Genomic DNA, 15,741 nt, shown 5'->3' with positions numbered 1-15,741 from the left:
CCTCTGCGGGCGGGAAGTTTGGGCGCCCTGGGCGCGGGCGCGCTCACCGGCCGCAGGGCGTGTCACCATCGAACGCGCTGGGCCGCGAACGTGTCAAGACCGCCCTATTCACCTACTCGCCGCCGCAGTAGGGCGGCGTGGCCGCCACCAAGGCCCGTCGCCTCGGCGAGCTCGAGAGCAGCGCGAGCCTCACAGGGATTACCCAAGCGGTGCAACAGTTCCGCGCGCGTCGCGTGCCACCAGGGGTAGTCCGCCAGCGCCTCCAACGCGTCCACGAGCGGCAAGGCCACCGCGGCGCCGTCACGTTCGGCGATCGCGGCGGCGCGGTTGAGTGACACCACCGGGCTCGGGCGGACGGTGAAAAGCACGTCGTACCAAGAGATCACGGCGTCCCAGTTGGTCGACGCGTACGTCGGCGCCAAGGCGTGACAGGCCGCGATCGCCGCTTCGACCACATAAGGGTTGGGCGCGGAAGGCGTGCGCCGCAAAGCGCGCCCCACCAGCAAAACGCCCTCCTGGATCAGCACCGCGTCCCACAGTGAACGGTCCTGATCGGCCAGCAACGCGGGCAATCCGTCGTCGGCGACGCGTGTGCAGCGGCGCGCGTCGTGCAGCAGCAGCAACGCCAGCAGCCCCAGCACCGTCGGCTCGTCCGGCATCAGCGACGCGAGCAGCCGAGCCAGCCGCACGGCTTCGTCGACCAGCGGAGCGCGCGCGCCCGCGTAGCCCTCGTTGAAGATCAGGTACACCGTCGCCGCCACGCCGGAAAGCCGCTCGGGCAGCTCGTCGGCCGCCGGCACGCGGTACGGGATCCCCGCCGTCGCGATCTTCTGCTTCGCCCGCGTCAGCCGCTTCGCCGCCGTTGCCTCGGGCAGGCGCAGGCCGCGCGCGACCTCGGCGGTGGACAAACCGCCGAGTGTCCGCAACGACAAGGCGACCTGCGCGTCCACCGACAGACACGGGTGGCAGCAGGTGAACACGAGGCGCAACAGGTCATCGCGAATCACCGAGGGAGGCGGGTCGTCGTCGGCGAGCGGCATCGCGTCCGCCTCCTTCCCGACGCGCTTGGCCTCACGGCGCAGCACGTCGACGGCGCGCCGCCGCGCCGTCACGAGCAGCCAGGCCCGCGGATTGTCCGGGACGCCGTCGCGCGGCCACGTTTCGAGCGCCCGCACGACGGCGTCCTGCACCGCGTCCTCGGCCAGGTCCACGCTGCCGATGACCCGCACGAGCGTGGCGAGCACCCGGGTCCCCTCGTCCCGGATGAGCCGCGCCAGCGTGTCACCGGCGACCGTCACGAGAACTCGACGACCGGGCGCACCTCGACGGCGCCGTCCCACGCGCCCGGGATCTGCGCGGCGACCTTCACGGCTTCGTCGAGGTCGGCGCATTCGATGAGGTAGAAGCCGGTGAGGGCTTCCTTCGTCTCGGCGTACGGGCCGTCGCTGGTCACGATGTCGCCGCCCTTGCCGCCGGTCACGCGGACGGTGGTGGCGGTCGCCGTCGGGTACAGCGCCCTGCCACCACGGATGACGGCGGCCGCGGCCGCGCCGAACTCGTTGTAGTCCTTCATCATCGCGGCGGCTTCGGGCTGCGTCGGGTCCACGTCGGCGGAGTAGATGATCGCGGCATAGGTAGGCATGGCTGCTCCTGCAAGTGTGTCCGGACCGGCGCCGTTCGCCGGCTAACACTCTAAGGACGAACAGGCCCTACCGCGCCAGGACAATCGCCGCGGAAAAACTTTCAGCCCTCGACGAGCTCCCACTCGGCACCCGGCTCCGCGCGGTCGAAGACCTGGCCGGGCGCGGCCTGCAGCACCGTCACGACGTCCGGGTACAGGCTCACCACGTGCTCCAGCTCCAGGCCCTCGACCTCGAAGTCCTCGGCTTCGGGCACCTCGAAGCCCACGAAGAGCCACGTGCCGTCACCCTCGCGCACGACCTGGCGCACCGCGCGAACGGGCGCGTCGCCGCCGGCCACGATCTCGGTGAGCCCGGTCGAAAGTTGCACCTCGTCTACCGGCGAGCCCGAGTGCTGCCACGCGGCGATGCGAGCGTCGCGGATCTCGCGGTCCTCGGCCTCGTCGTCCGAGTCGGCGACGGAGCTCAGCAGCCACGCCTCGCGGTCCGGGTCCCAGTCGGCCGCCATGCCGGTGGGCAGCGACGCCAGCGCCGTGAGCTGCGGGATGAGCTCGACGGCTTCGCGCAGCGAGACCGCGCCGAACTGCTCGCGGTTGACGTCCATGTCCTCGTCGAACTCGGCGCCGTCGCTGATGAACCAGTCGTCGTCATCGTCGAGGACCACGAACGCGAGCTGCGAGGGGTCCTCGAGCAACGCCCGCGCGAAGATCACGGGCGACTCCGGGTCCTGTCGCAGCGGCCAGTCGTTCGACATGTTCTTCTCCCCGCGTCGTGCCGGCGTTCGCGAACATCCCACCAGACGTGCGAACCGGCCTCGCACCGGGCCGAAAACGCGCTAATTCCACGGACGTTGGATTACCCTGGCCGGATGGTGCTGCCAGAACGCCTCGCCCACTTCAACCGCGTGGTGACCAACCGCGTCACGGGACCGTTCGCCGGGTGGCTGCCCGGCTTCGGCGTCGTCGTGCACAAGGGCCGCCGGTCCGGCAAAGAGTTCCGCACTCCGCTGAACGTCTTCCGCACCGACGAAGGCTTCGTTGTCGCCCTCACCTACGGCCCGGACACCGACTGGGTCAAGAACGTGCTGGCCGCGGGCCATGCGGACCTCGTCACGCGCGGGCGAAAATGGCGCGTCAGTGATCCACGGCTCATGCATGATGGGTCCCGCCGTCCGATGCCGCCCGGGGTGCGCCAGTTCCTCGGGCTCGTCGGGGTCGAGGACTTCCTGCTGCTGCGGCGGGAGTGAGGGGGAGCGATGCTCACGGGCAAGCTGGTGCGGCTGCGGGCACTGGAGACGTCGGACGCGGAGTCGCTGTACCGGTGGATCCACGACCCGGAGGTCGGGCAGTGGATGAACAACTCGCACCCGCGTTCGCTGGACCAGGTGCGCAAGCGCTGCGAGGAACGCACGGTCAACACGTACTCGCACGTGGTCCTGGGCATCGAGTCGGTGACGTCGGGCGAGCTGATCGGCGTCATCGACCTGCGCGACGCCGAACCCGAGACGGGCCGCGCCGAGCTGGACATCTACATCGGCGAGAAGGACCACTGGAACGGCGGTTACGGCACCGAGGCCATGCGGCTGATGTGCCGCTACGGCTTCAACGTGATGCGCCTGCACCTCATCGCCCTGTGGGTCGTCGCCGACAACGAACGCGCGCGCCACGTCTATCGCAAGGTCGGCTTCGTCGAGGACGGCCGGCACCGCGAATGCTTCCGCGGCAGTGACGGGAAGTATTACGACATGTACCTGATGAGCCTGCTGGAACCCGAACTCGTCGACTGAGTCACAGCAGTTTGCGCGGGGCCTTGCGCCGCCACGATTCCAGCAGAAGTTCCTTCAGCTGCACCGGATCCGCCCGCTCCAGGTCGACCAGGATCGAGCCGTGGCCGTCGTAGTGCGGCGTGGTGAAGTACGCCGGGTCGCCGGACGCGAGGAGGGCTTCTTTCTCGTCCAGGCCGCAGAACAGGACCACGCCGCCCTCGGCTTCGCTGCGCAGGCGGGCGAAGCCCTTGCCCGCGACCTTCAGCGCGGGTGTGCGGTACCAGGTGGACTCCTCGGTCTCCGGCAGCTCCGCCGCGAGTGCCACCACGTCTTCCCAGGTCGTCATGGGTCCCATGGTGCACCGGCGGCCCGTCGAAAGCTTGGAAAAACGAGAGCCCCGCCCCTCGGCGAATGAGCGAGGGGCGGGGCTCCGTCGAGGCCGTGCTACGGAACCATCGTGATCCGGTCCGCCGGCGGCGGGGTGACGCCCGGGTGCGCGCCGAGGTAGGCGATCAGCGCGTCGAGGTCCACGGGACCGCCCGCGAGGTCGGTGCCCTTCGTGAATTCGGTGAAGCCGTCGCCGCCCGCGGCGAGGAAGTTGTTCACCGACACGCGGAACGTCGCGGCCGGGTCGACCGGCGTGCCGTTCACGGTGATGTTCGAGATGCGCGAGCCGATCGGCGCCGAGGCCGAGTAGGTGTAGTGCAGGCTGCTCGAGATCTGCAGGATCTTGGTGCCGCCCGGCTGGCCCCATTGCTGCTCCAGCACGTTCTTCAGGTTCGCGCCGGTGAGCGTGATCGTCTGCATGATGTTCGCGAACGGCTGCACGGTGAACGCTTCGCCGTAGGTGACCACGCCGTCGCCCTCGCCGTTGGGCGAAGACGCGTAGTTCAGGTCCGCGCGGATGCCGCCGGGGTTGGTGATGGCGACGACCGCGTTGTTGGACTTGGTGCCTTCGAGCTGCGCGTCGGCGATCACGTCGCCCATCGTCGACTCACCCGAGGGCGCGCCGGCCGCGGTGAGGTCCGCGGTGATGGTGCCGACCTGCTTGTTGGCGATCGGGCCCGACTTGGTCTTGGCCTCGTCCACCAGCTTGGTGACGGCCGGGTCCGGCGTCACGTCGCGGGTCACGATCTCGTTGTGCGCCTTGGTCTGCGCCCGGATGACGTCGCGCGTGCGCAGGTCGACCTTCAGGTCCACTACCGACAGCAGCCGGCCGAACGACGCGCCCTGGATCACCGGCCGCGGCTGGCCCGCGGGGTCGTTGATCACGCAGTTGTACTGCTGGTGGCTGTGGCCGGTGAAGATCGCGTCGACCTTCGGGCTCACGTTCTTTGCGATGACGTCGGCCTCGCCGCCCGGCGCCACCTTGCAGTCGTTCGGACCGGAGCCGGGCAGCGTCTCGTCGCCCTGGTGCAGCAGCACGACCTGGGCCTTGATGCCCAGCAGGTCGAGCAGGTTCGCGGTGCGGTTGATGGCCTGCGCCTCGTCGCCGAACTTGAGGCCCTTGATGGCGTCGGGCGTGACGACCGAGGGCAGGTCCTTCAGCGTGGCGCCGATGATGCCGATCGGCACGCCGCCGGAGAACTGCACCGAGAACGGCAGCAGCGCGGGCAGACCGTTCGTGAAGTACACATTGGACCCGAGGATCGGGAAGTTCGCGCCCTGGTACGTCGGGCGGAACTGGCAGCCGTCGGTCTTGTTGCAGCCGCCGAACTGCATGCGCAGCAGTTCCTGGTAACCCTCGTCGAGCTCGTGGTTGCCGACCACGGAGGCCTTCACACCCAGCTCGTTGAGGAAATCGATGGTCGGCTCGTCGTGGAACAGCGCCGAGATCACCGGCGACGCGCCCACGTTGTCGCCCGCCGAGAGCACCATCGAGTTGCGCACCTGCGACTCGAGCTGCTTCACGTGCGTCGCCACGTACGCCGCGCCGCCCGCGTCCACACTGGTCCCGTCGGACATGAACACCTTGCCGGCCGAACCCGCCGGCGGCTCGAGGTTGCCGTGCAGGTCGTTCAGCGTGATGATCCGAACGTCCGTGGTCTGCGCGGCCGACGCCGGCACGCTCGTAACGGCCACAGTGGCCAGTGCGGCCGCGGCGGTGACCGCGAGCCGGGTGAAGAGCCTCATGTTTCCTCCGATTTCGCGCCCGCCGTCCCCTGGAACGGGCACACGGCGGTGCAGTCTGCCCAACGCCGACGGACCTCACCAGAGGAAAAAGGATGGTGATGGGCAAATGTCATCCGGCGTTTTCGCTGCGGCCCAGCAGCACCCGCGCGCCCAGCGCGCCGTTCGGCGTAACGCGCAGCCTTCAGGCAGCGACCAACCGGCCGGACCCCGGGGAGCCACTGTGGAACTGCAGATCGTCCTGACCGTGATCGTGGTCGTCGCCCTGCTCGTCGGCGGCACGGTCTTCGCGGCGTGGCGGTCGGAGCGCGCCGAGGATGAGAAGCGCGACGAGAAGCCTGACCGATCGGCTTAAGCGGCCCTCGGCCAGATGGCCGACCCGGCCGGATTCCGTCCGGCTCTTCGACCGAAGTGGCGTGACCCCCAAGATCCATAACGTTCTCGGCATGACGAACGCACAGGTCACGGCCCTGCAGTACGGGCTCATCGGATTCCTCGCGGTGTGGGGCACGCTGCTCGTCCCGCAGCTGGTGCTGCAGCTGGCGCGCTACGGCCGCCCGCGGCTGCGCGGCCTGGTGACCTCGGCGGCGGTCGTCTTCTACGCGTGCATGGCGCTCGCGGTCGTCTTCCTGCCGCTGCCGAGCGCGAACGGCCGGCGCCTCGAGCAGACGGTGCAGCTGCGGCCGTTCCAGTGGATCGCCGACATCCACACCGAGCTGGTGAAGCACGGACTTTCGGCGGCGCACTGGTTCAGCACGCAGACGTTCCAGCAGGCCGCGCTCAACGTGCTGCTCTTCGTGCCGCTCGGGATCTTCGCCCGCATCCTGTGGCGCCGCGGCCTCGTCGGCGCGCTGGCCGTGGGCGCGACGGTGTCACTGGCCATCGAGATCACGCAGCTCACCGCAAACTTCGGGACGGCGCCGTTCGTCTACCGCATCTTCGACGTCGACGACCTCATGACCAACACCTTCGGCGCCGGCCTCGGCTGGCTCTTCGGCGCCCTGCTGCTCGCCCTGCGCGGAATCCCTTCAGCGATCCACGCTCAGCCGGCCGGGCGCGAGCGGATCGACTTCGCCCAGACGCGCTAGCCGCGCCTTGCGCCTCAGCGCCGCCCGCTTGGCGGCGCGCCGGTCTTCCAGAACCACGATCAGCGAGGCGGCTGCCAGAATGAGGGCCACCAGTGCGAGGACAACCCAAAGCTGCACGCGGGCTCCTCCCTACGACGTTGTGCGAGAGATCACACAGGCTACCTAGATCGGTACCTGATCCGCTACCCCGCGTGCCGAGAACCAATCCCGGTCAACGGTCAGCCACTCGCCGAAGGTCAGATCGGCCGAGGTCAGCGCCTCGGACAGCTCCGGAAAACCCAGCCGGCGACAGGTGAATTCTTGGTGCCACACCCGTTCGGCGGCTCGGTAGCGCACCGTCGCGGACAGCAGATCGCCCTCGCGGACGACGTCGTGCAGCGAAACGGCGATGTCACCGAGGAGCCCGCCCGGCCCGTCGGTCACGTGGTCGAACCACTCCGGCGGGTGCCATTCGACGAGCAGCCGGCCCCCGGGCGCGAGGTGGCGCCGAGCCGCCGCGAGCAGCGCGTGGCACTCCGCCGGATCGGCCGTGTTGACCAGGTGGCTGCCGAGCAGGACGACGTCGAACTCGCGGTCCAGCCGCAGGTCGCCGATGCGCGCGGACACCGTTTCGGCACCGCGGACGTGGGCGAGCATCTCCGGCGATTCGTCGACGGCGACTACGGCGTGGCCGAGCTCCAGCAACGGGTGCGTCACGCGCCCGCAGCCGCTGCCCAGCTCCAGGATCGATGCGGCGGCGGGCCCGGCGCCGTGGACGATCTCCGGTTCGCCGGCCGCGGGCAGCCGCAGGTAGAGGTCCACGGAGCAACCGTCGGGCGTCGTGGTCATGCCTGACAGCGTGCCCGAAACTGGACCCATGCCCATCCGACCCACCAAAGACCAGCTCGCCGCCGCGCAGGACAAGGTCATTCCCGACGTCATCGCGCCCGGGTTGGACGTGCTGTTCTGCGGGATCAACCCCGGGCTCTACTCGGGCGCGCTGGGGCTGCACTTCGCGAGGCCCGGCAACCGCTTCTGGCCGGCGCTGCATGCCGGGGGCTTCACGCCGCGGCTGTTGGACCCGAGTGAGCAGCACGAGCTCCTCGATCTGCGCCTCGGGATCACCAACGTCGTCGCGCGGACCACCGCCCGGGCGGACGAGCTGACGGACGACGAGCTGCGCGAAGGCGGCAAGACGCTCGTCGAGAAGGTCCTTCACGCCCAACCTCGCTGGCTCGCTGTGCTGGGCATCACCGCGTACCGGACCGCGTTCGGCGAAAAGAAGGCGAAAGTCGGCCCCCAGGACCGCGTGATCGGCGGGACCGGCGTCTGGGTGCTGCCCAACCCGAGCGGCCTCAACGCCCACTGGACGCCCGCCGGTCTGGCAAGTGAGTTCGCCGCGCTGCGTGCACGGGTTGTCACGTAGCGGCCATCTTTCGGCTACACCCTCAGTAGCAAACGGACGAGCCCCCGCTGTCGTACAGGGCCAAAAAGCTGCAGATCAACGATGATTTTCTACGGAGAGTTTGCTGCAACCGGCCGATACGGCCATGAGGGGGAAACCGCGTCACAAGCGCCTTCCGGAGGAGTCGAATCAAGGACAAGGTGTCATTCCTGTCCGGTCCCAGCAGGGGGGATCGGGTGGTGCCAGGACGGCACGCCGGGGGGCGTGCGCGGACGTCCGGCGACCCGGGAACGACCTGGAAGACGGAGGCCCGAGATGCGCGGCATCGAGCCCCACCGAACGCCGGCTGTGCCCGGACAACCGACCGCGAACCGCAGCCTGGGGGTGGCCGTCGTCGATCCCATCCCGATCTTCCGCGAGGGCCTCGCGTCGATGGTCCACCGGACGCCGGGACTGCACTGGGCGGGCCAGGCGGCGAGCCACCACGCCGCGATGCAGCTGTGCGAGCAGGTGCGTCCCGACGTCGTGATCCTCGATTCGGCGCTGGACCCCCATTGCCACCTCACGAAGCTGCTCAACTCCGGCGACCCCGCCGTGGTGCTGGTGACGCTGGTGCGCGACGTCAACCGCACGCAGCAGTACCTGGCCACGGCCATCGCTGCGGGCGCGCACGCGATCGTGCCGCGGGCGGTGGACCCGCGGCGGCTGGCGGAAGCCGTGCGGCGCGCGCACACCGACCGGCGCTACATCGACCCGGCGCTGGCCGCGCTCACCGCGCGACCCAAACGGCAGCCGTCCCCCAGAGCGGCGCCGGCCGAGGAGCACCTGACCCAGCCGAAGGGCGCCATGCCGCTGTCGCGCCGCGAGTACCAGGTGCTGCAGCTCGTGGCCGAAGGCCTGGAGAACTCGGCGATCGCGAAGCTGTTGTTCCTCTCCGTCGAAACCGTCCGGACGCACGTGAAGAGCATCCTGCGCAAGCTGTCCGCGCGCGATCGCACGCACGCTGTGACCATCGCGTTCCGCAGCGGCATCCTCGTGCCCCACGCCGACGACGCCCACAACCCGGTGCCCGCGGATCGCGCCGTGGTGCGCGGCACTACCTGACGTCGCCTTCCTGGTCGATGTCGGTTTTTCGGCTGAATCCACACCCCTGGAAGAGCGGAATCGCTTGCTCCAGTTACTCGTAGGTAATATCCTGAAGTTACCGGCGAGTAAGGGAACATGTGCCCGGCCGGAAAGCCGAACACGACACGGAGTGACGACATGGGCCACTACAAGAGCAACGTCCGAGACCTGGAGTTCAACCTCTTCGAGGTACTCGGCGTGCAGGACCGCCTTGGCAAGGGCGTGCTGGCCGAGTCGGACGAGGAGACCGCGCGCGGCGTGCTCTCGGAGCTGAACAAGCTCGCCACCGGCCCGCTCGCCGAGTCCTACGCCGACGCGGACCGCAACCCGCCGGTGTACGACCCCAAGACCTTCAGCGTGAAGATCCCCGAGTCGTTCAAGAAGAGCTACAAGCAGCTCCTGGACGGCGAGTGGTGGCGCCTCGGCCTCACCAACGACCTCGGCGGCTTCGGCCTGCCCCCCACGGTGCAGTGGGCCGCGTCCGAGCTGATCCTGGGCGCCAACGCGCCGCTGTTCATGTACATGGCGGGCCCGAACTTCGCCATGATCGTGAACAACAACGGCACCGAAGAGCAGCAGCGCTGGGCGCAGCTCATGATCGACCGCCAGTGGGGCGCCACGATGGTGCTGACCGAGCCCGACGCGGGCTCCGACGTCGGCGCCGGCCGCACCAAGGCCGTCAAGCAGGAGGACGGCTCCTGGCACATCGACGGTGTGAAGCGGTTCATCACCTCCGCCGAGCACGACATGAGCGAAAACATCATGCACCTCGTGCTGGCGCGCCCCGAGGGTCCCGGCATCGAGACCAAGCCGGGCACCAAGGGCCTGTCGCTGTTCCTCGTGCCGAAGTTCCACTTCGACTCCGAGACCGGTGAGCTGGGCGAGCGCAACGGCGCCTTCGTGACGAACGTCGAGCACAAGATGGGCATCAAGGCGTCCACCACGTGCGAGCTGACCTTCGGCCAGCACGGCACCCCGGCCAAGGGCTGGCTGCTCGGCGAGGTGCACAACGGCATCGCGCAGATGTTCCAGGTCATCGAATACGCCCGGATGATGGTGGGGACCAAGGCCATCGCCACGCTGTCGACCGGTTACCTCAACGCGCGCGACTACGCCAAGGAGCGCGTGCAGGGTGCCGACCTGCCGAACATGCTCAACAAGACCGCGCCGCGCGTCACCATCACGCACCACCCCGACGTGCGCCGTTCGCTGATGCTGCAGAAGGCGTACGCGGAGGGTCTGCGCGCCGTCTACCTGTACACGGCGTCGTTCCAGGACCAGCTGTGGACGCAGGACGGCGACGAGGCGGCGCTGAAGCTCGCGCACGGCATCAATGACCTGCTGCTGCCGGTCGTCAAGGGTGTCGGCTCCGAGCGTGCCACCGAGCAGCTCGTGCAGTCGCTGCAGACGCTCGGCGGGTCCGGCTTCCTGCAGGACTACCCCATCGAGCAGTACATCCGCGACGCGAAGATCGACTCGCTCTACGAGGGCACCACGGCCATCCAGTCGCTCGACTTCTTCTTCCGGAAGATCGTGCGCGACAAGGGCCAGGCGCTCGCGTTCCTCGCCGGTGAGATCACGAACTTCATCGCGTCCGAGGCGGGCAACGGCCGGCTCAAGAACGAGCGCGCCCTGCTCAAGCAGGCCCTCGAGGACGCGCAGGGCATGCTCGGCGCGATGATCGGCTTCCTCACCGCTTCGCAGGAAGACCCGCAGAGCATCAACAAGGTCGGCCAGCACACCGTGCGGCTGCTGATGTCGATGGGCGACCTGCTGGTGGGCTGGCAGCTGCTCAAGCAGGCCGAGGTCGCCATCGCCAAGCTCGACGCGGGCGCGGCGGCCAAGGACGTGGCCTTCTACGAGGGCAAGGTGGCCGTGGCGTCGTTCTTCGCCAAGTCCGTGCTGCCGGAGCTGTCCTCGCGCCGCACGATCGTCGAAGGCGCCGACAACGCGCTGATGGAGCTGGACGAAGCGGCTTTCTGAGCCCTTCCCGTTCCCCTGCGGATGCCCTCGGCCCATCTCGGGCCGGGGGCATCTGTGTTTCTTTCGGGTGACTTCACCTGCTGCGAGTGGTCGCAACCGGGCGCGCGGGGGGTGTAATCAGGACGGCCGCGGGTTTCGGCGTGCCACAGCACGGGCACTCCGAGACCGAGTCCGCGGTAGGGCCGCGGATCCATCAGGCATGAGGAGTGACGATGACTGTTGCAGGGATCATCAGCGCCATCGTGATCGGCTTGGTCCTCGGCCTGCTGGGCCGACTGGTCGTGCCCGGCAAGCAAGCGATCCCGCTCTGGCTGACCATCATCGTGGGTATCATCGCGGCCTTCATCGGCACCGCGATCGCCCGCGGAATCGGGTACGCCGACACGGACGGCATCGACTGGCTCGAGATCATCACCCAGGTGGTGCTCGCCGCGATCGGCGTGACGTTGGCCGCGAACCTTTACGGCAGGCGCAGCGTCAACAGGTAGCCTTGATCCACTTTGGACGGCCCGGCCCCGCGCCGGGCCGTTGTTTGTGTACTGCCCACGTAATCGGTCAGCAGATCACGATCGGCTGCGGCGAGTAGGTGGTGTTGCGCGTTTCCTCGCGGACCTCGTTGCCCGTGGCCAGATCGTGGAACACGCGCGTGTCGGACACGCTGAAGCCCGGCGCGCCGATCGACGGCTGGCACGCGCCGTCGGACCCGGGTCCGAACTGGACGGTCGGTGAGACCTCGTCCGACGTGCCCCCGGTGCGGCCCTCGATGACGTAGTGCTTCGTGCCCCAGATCCGCACGGTCACGGAATCCCCGCTGACGCTGGCCTGGATCGCGAAGCCCGTGTCGTCGTTGTCGGCGATCTTCAGCTCGACCGGGTTTCCCGCTTCGTCAATGGCTTTCGCGTCGCGGCCGGCGGGGTAGCGGTCGAGGTAGTGGTCGTGGGCGAGGTGGCCGCCGTCGCCGAGGCCGGCCAGGTAGGCCGCGTTGTACAAAGTGGACGCGAGCTGCGAAACCCCGCCGCCCACAACGGAAGGACCGGTGCCGTCTTCGTTCACCGGCGCACTGACGTAGCCGTCGGCGGCGGTCCGCGCGCCCGAGCGGGCGCCGAGGCTGAACGTGTCGCCGGGTTTCACGATCGCGCCGGAGACGCGGGCGGCGAGCATCTGGATGTTCGTGGCCGAGGGGCCGGAGAAGCCGCTCGTGGTGAACTCGCCGATCACCTCCTTGATGCCCAGCGCGTTGGCGGCATCGGTGGACAGGCTCGGCTTCGTGGCGTCGTAGGCCACCGGCAGGTCACGCCCGGTCGGCTTGGCGAGCACGGCCGTGAGCGACTTGAAGGTATTGGCCCAGTTGATCTTCCGCGCGTCTTCGGACGGGTTGACGGTCGGCGCGCCCGAGGTGAACACGATCTCCGCGTTGCGCCCGTCGGTCTCGGTCGACGCGAGGTCCTTTTCGACGGCCTGCTGCAGCTTGCCCTGGTCGATACGCAGCTCGAGCGAGCCGCCCTCGCGCGGCGCGAACTGGAACGACGCCGCGATGGCCGCCGGCTTCAGCGCGACGTCCTTGCCCTGCCCGTGCAGCACCACCGGCGCGGCGACGGCGGAGGCGACGACCTGGTCGAGCAACGCGTGGACACCGTTCGACGTGGCCTTCGCCGGCGTCACGGCCATCTGCAGCGTCACGCCGCCGGGCGCGAGCCAGTCGTTCGCCACGGTCTGCGCGGCCGCGCGCACGTCGGCGAGCTCCTGGCCCTGGCGTGGCTCCACGGGATACGCCGTGACGGCGCCGTCGTCCCCCGGCTGGAAGCCGATGCTGCCCTCGACCACCGGGTGGTTGAGCTTGTCGGTCGCGAGGGTGCCCAGCGCCTGCGCCACCTGCTCCTGGTCCGAGCGCGCGACCACGCCGACGTCGCGCGTGGTGAAGAACGACAGGAACCGCGTGATCGGGCTCAACGGCTGGTGCCCGGCCTGCGCGAGCGTGCCGGGCCAGTCGAGGCCGAGGCCGGATTCCGAGGGAACCATCGACGTCGTGACGTCGCCCGCGTGCAGGGTCACCGGCTGCGTGAGCCGCGGCTGCAGCTCCTCGCGCAGCTTGGCCTCGGCATCGGCGTGGGAGAGGCCCCCGACGTCGACGCCCGCCACGAGCACTCCGCGCGGCACGTCGCCGGCGCTGGTGACGAGATCGATCGCGTACAGCAGCACGAAGAGGCCGAGCGCGCAGCCGACGATCATGAACGTGCGCGCGACACCCTTGCGCAGCTTCTTGTGCGGCGCTTCCCGCGGCGGAGGTCCGTCGACGACGGCGAAGATCTCCGTCGCGAGGTCGTCTTCATCGCGTTCGGGCAGCAGGTCGTCGATGAAGAGGTCCTGCGGAGAGTCGTCTTCGCGCACGCCTGCCCTCCCGTGGCCGGGGAGCTACAGGTAGAGCCCCGTGCCGTGTTCGGTCCGCTCGGTGGCGACGGCGTGGACATCCCGCTCGCGCAGCACGAAGTGGCCCTCACCCTGGATCTCGACCTCGAGCTGGTCCTCCGGGTTGAAGAGCACGCGATCGCCCTGCTTGACGTTGCGCACGCTGTTGCCGACGCCCAGTACATCACCCCAGGCGAGCCTGCGCGCCACCTGCGCGGTCGCCGGGATCACGATTCCGCCGCTGCTGCGGCGCTCGCCCTCCTCCGGCGACAGGCGCACGAGCACGCGGTCCTGCAGCATCTGGATCTGGAGCTTGGGCTTGTCAGGCACACCCCAATGCTACTGACCGGGTGACGCCGGCTTCGGCTCACCCGCCATGACCAGGCTGAGCGTGCGCTCACCACCGCTTTCGAAGCGCACCGGCACACCCCAGTCCTGCCGCGTGATGCGGCACGCGGGGTGCTCGCCGCCCTCGTCGCAGCTGGCCGCCTGGGCGACGACCTGCAGCACGCCTTCCGTTACGCCGTCGGCGAACCGGATGCGGCGGGTGAGATCGGTGCCGATGCCGGCGCCGTCGGCTAGCAGCTCGGGCGGTGACGCGCTGACCTCCAGCCGCGTGGACGGCCCGTAGCGGTCGTCGAGCTTCTCACCCGGCGGCGGTGTGAAGACCACGGCGAACTCGACGTCGCCGGTGGCGAGCACCGTCGGCGGGCGGCGGACGGCGTTCTTCTCGCCGGCCACGGTCGTGGCCTGGGCTCCGACCGGCGCGAGGCGGTTGCCGGCCGACTCGACGACCAGCAGCTCGCCGTCGTGCAGCAGCAGGCCCTGCGGTTCGGCGAGGCCGGTGGCGAGCGTGGTGACCTCGCGCGTGAACGGGTCGTAGCGGCGGACGGCGCCGTTGTAGGTGTCGGCGATCGCGATGCGGTCGCCGGGCAGCACGGCCAGGCCCAGCGGGTGCTGCAGCAGCGCTTCGTCGGCCGGGCCGTCGGCGTGGCCGAAGGAGAACAGGTCGGTGCCGACGGCGGTGTGCACGGTGAACGTCTCGCCGTCGGGCTCGATCCAGCGCAGCGCCGAGGTTTCCGCGTCGGCGAGCCACAGCTTGTCGCCGTCGGGCGCGAGGCCGGAGGTCTGGGCGAAGAACGCTTCGCCGACTTCGCCGTCTTTCAGACCTTCAACGGTTGTCCCGGCGAAGCGGCGGATGTCGCCGGAAATCGGGTCGAAGACGCTCAGCGTGTGGTTCCCGGCCATGGCCACCACGACGCCGCCGGCGGGCGCCCACCACGCGACGTCCCACGGGCTCGTGAGGTCGGTGTCGAGGGCCTTGCCGGTGTCGGCGCCGTTGCGCCACTGGTTACCGGTGCCGGCGACGGTGGTGACCTCGCCGGTGTTCAGGTCGAGGCCGCGCAGCCGGTGACCCGCGGTGTCGGCGACGACGGCGTGGTAGCCGGCGCGCTGGGCGACGTCGTTGGGCAGCAGCGCGATGCCCGAGGGCTCGGTGAAGCTGGCCAGGTCGAAGGGCCCGTCCTGCGCGCCGCGCTCGCCGCTGCCGAAGCGGCGGATCACGGTCTCGCCGTCGGACGCGAACTCGACCACGGAGTGGTGCCCGGTGTCCGCGACAAGGATGCGGCCCTCGGCCGTGGCGACGGCCTTGCTCGGGAAGCGCAGCTCTGTCTGCTGCTCTTCGACCGGCACGTACGGGTTGCCGCCGCGGCGCAGCGTGCCCTTCGCGGCGTGCTTCGCCACGAGGTCCGCCACCACGCGCCGCAACGCTTCGCCGTGTCCCTCACCCGCGGCGACGTGCACGACGTAGCCCTCGGGGTCGACGACCACCAGCGTCGGCCACGCGCGCACGGCGTACTGCGACCACAGCTCCATCTTCGGGTCGTTCACCACGGGGTGGTGCACCTCGTAGCGGCGCACAGCCGCCTCGATCGACGCGCGCTCACCCTCGTGCAGGAACTTCGGCGAGTGCACCCCGACGGTGACCAGGACGTCGCCGAACTCCTCTTCGAGCGGGCGCAGCTCGTCGAGCACGTGCAGGCAGTTCACGCAGCCACTGGTCCAGAAGTCGAGCAGCACGATCCGCCCGCGCAGCTCCGCGAGGGAGAGTCGCCGGCCGCCGGTGTTGAGCCAGACGTCGCCGGTCAGTTTGGGTGCGCGTACTCGCGCCTGTGCGGAACTCACGCGACGAGTGAACTACACGTGGCCATGCCGTGTTCC

General features: G+C 69.6%; 17 protein-coding genes. 8 read left to right on the top strand and 9 right to left on the bottom strand.

What is annotated here, in order from left to right; genetic code table 11:
- Positions 1 to 104: 104 nt before the first annotated feature.
- From QRX50_RS08995 to QRX50_RS08985, 3 genes are all read right to left on the bottom strand, one after another.
- The gene (locus QRX50_RS08995; RefSeq protein ID WP_285971495.1) at positions 105 to 1,298 is read right to left on the bottom strand and encodes an RNA polymerase sigma factor; all 1,194 of its coding nucleotides are present in this window, start codon (positions 1,296 to 1,298) and stop codon (positions 105 to 107) included.
- Entirely contained in the window at positions 1,295 to 1,642 is a 348-nt protein-coding gene (locus QRX50_RS08990) for a YciI family protein (protein WP_285971494.1), read from the bottom strand. The genes QRX50_RS08995 and QRX50_RS08990 overlap by 4 nt, the downstream gene beginning before the upstream one ends.
- Positions 1,643 to 1,743: 101 nt before the next feature.
- Positions 1,744 to 2,394: a hypothetical protein gene (locus QRX50_RS08985; protein WP_285971493.1), complete on the bottom strand. Its 651-nt coding sequence runs from the start codon at positions 2,392 to 2,394 to the stop codon at positions 1,744 to 1,746.
- A 114-nt stretch (positions 2,395 to 2,508) separates the two neighbouring features.
- Between QRX50_RS08985 and QRX50_RS08980 the strand changes: the two genes are divergently transcribed.
- Both QRX50_RS08980 and QRX50_RS08975 read left to right on the top strand, forming a co-directional pair.
- Positions 2,509 to 2,886 (top strand): nitroreductase family deazaflavin-dependent oxidoreductase, encoded by a 378-nt coding sequence (locus tag QRX50_RS08980; protein ID WP_285971492.1) that lies wholly within the window; start codon positions 2,509 to 2,511, stop codon positions 2,884 to 2,886.
- A 9-nt stretch (positions 2,887 to 2,895) separates the two neighbouring features.
- Positions 2,896 to 3,426, top strand: a complete 531-nt coding sequence (locus tag QRX50_RS08975) for a GNAT family N-acetyltransferase (RefSeq protein WP_285971491.1) — start codon at positions 2,896 to 2,898, stop codon at positions 3,424 to 3,426.
- A gap of 1 nt (position 3,427) precedes the next feature.
- Here the strand turns inward: QRX50_RS08975 and QRX50_RS08970 are convergent, their stop codons facing one another.
- Together QRX50_RS08970 and QRX50_RS08965 are read right to left on the bottom strand one after the other, a co-directional pair.
- Entirely contained in the window at positions 3,428 to 3,751 is a 324-nt protein-coding gene (locus tag QRX50_RS08970; protein WP_285971490.1) for an MmcQ/YjbR family DNA-binding protein, read from the bottom strand.
- A 98-nt stretch (positions 3,752 to 3,849) separates the two neighbouring features.
- Complete coding sequence (locus QRX50_RS08965; RefSeq protein WP_285971489.1) at positions 3,850 to 5,538, bottom strand: bifunctional metallophosphatase/5'-nucleotidase; 1,689 nt, start codon at positions 5,536 to 5,538, stop codon at positions 3,850 to 3,852.
- Between the two features lie 220 nt (positions 5,539 to 5,758).
- Here QRX50_RS08965 and QRX50_RS08960 point away from each other — a divergent pair, with 220 nt between their 5' ends.
- A complete protein-coding gene (locus QRX50_RS08960; protein ID WP_285971488.1) occupies positions 5,759 to 5,890 on the top strand; it encodes a hypothetical protein in 132 nt (43 codons plus the stop codon).
- Positions 5,891 to 5,981: 91 nt separating this feature from the next.
- Positions 5,982 to 6,623, top strand: a complete 642-nt coding sequence (locus QRX50_RS08955) for a VanZ family protein (protein ID WP_285971487.1) — start codon at positions 5,982 to 5,984, stop codon at positions 6,621 to 6,623.
- Between the two features lie 162 nt (positions 6,624 to 6,785).
- Here the strand turns inward: QRX50_RS08955 and QRX50_RS08950 are convergent, their stop codons facing one another.
- On the bottom strand, positions 6,786 to 7,451 hold the full coding sequence (locus QRX50_RS08950) for a class I SAM-dependent methyltransferase (RefSeq protein ID WP_285971486.1): 666 nt from the start codon (positions 7,449 to 7,451) through the stop codon (positions 6,786 to 6,788).
- Between the two features lie 28 nt (positions 7,452 to 7,479).
- On the opposite strand from QRX50_RS08950, the gene mug reads away from it, so the two are divergent.
- The 4 genes from mug (at position 7,480) to QRX50_RS08930 (ending at position 11,603) form a co-directional block, all read left to right on the top strand.
- Positions 7,480 to 8,028, top strand: coding sequence for a G/U mismatch-specific DNA glycosylase (gene mug / locus QRX50_RS08945; protein WP_285971485.1), 549 nt, complete (start codon positions 7,480 to 7,482; stop codon positions 8,026 to 8,028).
- A 294-nt stretch (positions 8,029 to 8,322) separates the two neighbouring features.
- Positions 8,323 to 9,111: a response regulator transcription factor gene (locus tag QRX50_RS08940; RefSeq protein ID WP_285971484.1), complete on the top strand. Its 789-nt coding sequence runs from the start codon at positions 8,323 to 8,325 to the stop codon at positions 9,109 to 9,111.
- Positions 9,112 to 9,270: 159 nt separating this feature from the next.
- Entirely contained in the window at positions 9,271 to 11,115 is a 1,845-nt protein-coding gene (locus tag QRX50_RS08935) for an acyl-CoA dehydrogenase (protein WP_285971483.1), read from the top strand.
- Positions 11,116 to 11,327: 212 nt separating this feature from the next.
- Positions 11,328 to 11,603, top strand: coding sequence for a GlsB/YeaQ/YmgE family stress response membrane protein (locus QRX50_RS08930; RefSeq protein ID WP_285971482.1), 276 nt, complete (start codon positions 11,328 to 11,330; stop codon positions 11,601 to 11,603).
- 67 nt (positions 11,604 to 11,670) lie between these two features.
- Here the strand turns inward: QRX50_RS08930 and QRX50_RS08925 are convergent, their stop codons facing one another.
- The 3 genes from QRX50_RS08925 to QRX50_RS08915 are packed head-to-tail and all read right to left on the bottom strand — an operon-like array spanning position 11,671 to position 15,705.
- Positions 11,671 to 13,503 carry a VanW family protein gene (locus QRX50_RS08925; RefSeq protein WP_285971481.1) on the bottom strand — a complete coding sequence of 611 codons (1,833 nt, stop codon included), beginning with the start codon at positions 13,501 to 13,503 and terminating at the stop codon, positions 11,671 to 11,673.
- A gap of 24 nt (positions 13,504 to 13,527) precedes the next feature.
- A complete protein-coding gene (locus QRX50_RS08920) occupies positions 13,528 to 13,821 on the bottom strand; it encodes a GroES family chaperonin (RefSeq protein WP_220247246.1) in 294 nt (97 codons plus the stop codon).
- Positions 13,822 to 13,860: 39 nt separating this feature from the next.
- Positions 13,861 to 15,705, bottom strand: a complete 1,845-nt coding sequence (locus tag QRX50_RS08915) for an NHL domain-containing thioredoxin family protein (protein WP_285971480.1) — start codon at positions 15,703 to 15,705, stop codon at positions 13,861 to 13,863.
- Positions 15,706 to 15,741 lie beyond the last annotated feature (36 nt).

The sequence above is a fragment of the Amycolatopsis sp. 2-15 genome, from assembly GCF_030285625.1.
In the GTDB taxonomy this organism is placed as follows: domain Bacteria; phylum Actinomycetota; class Actinomycetes; order Mycobacteriales; family Pseudonocardiaceae; genus Amycolatopsis; species Amycolatopsis carbonis.
Note: the sequence above shows the minus strand (reverse complement) of the source record. Positions and strands in the feature narration are given on the sequence as shown.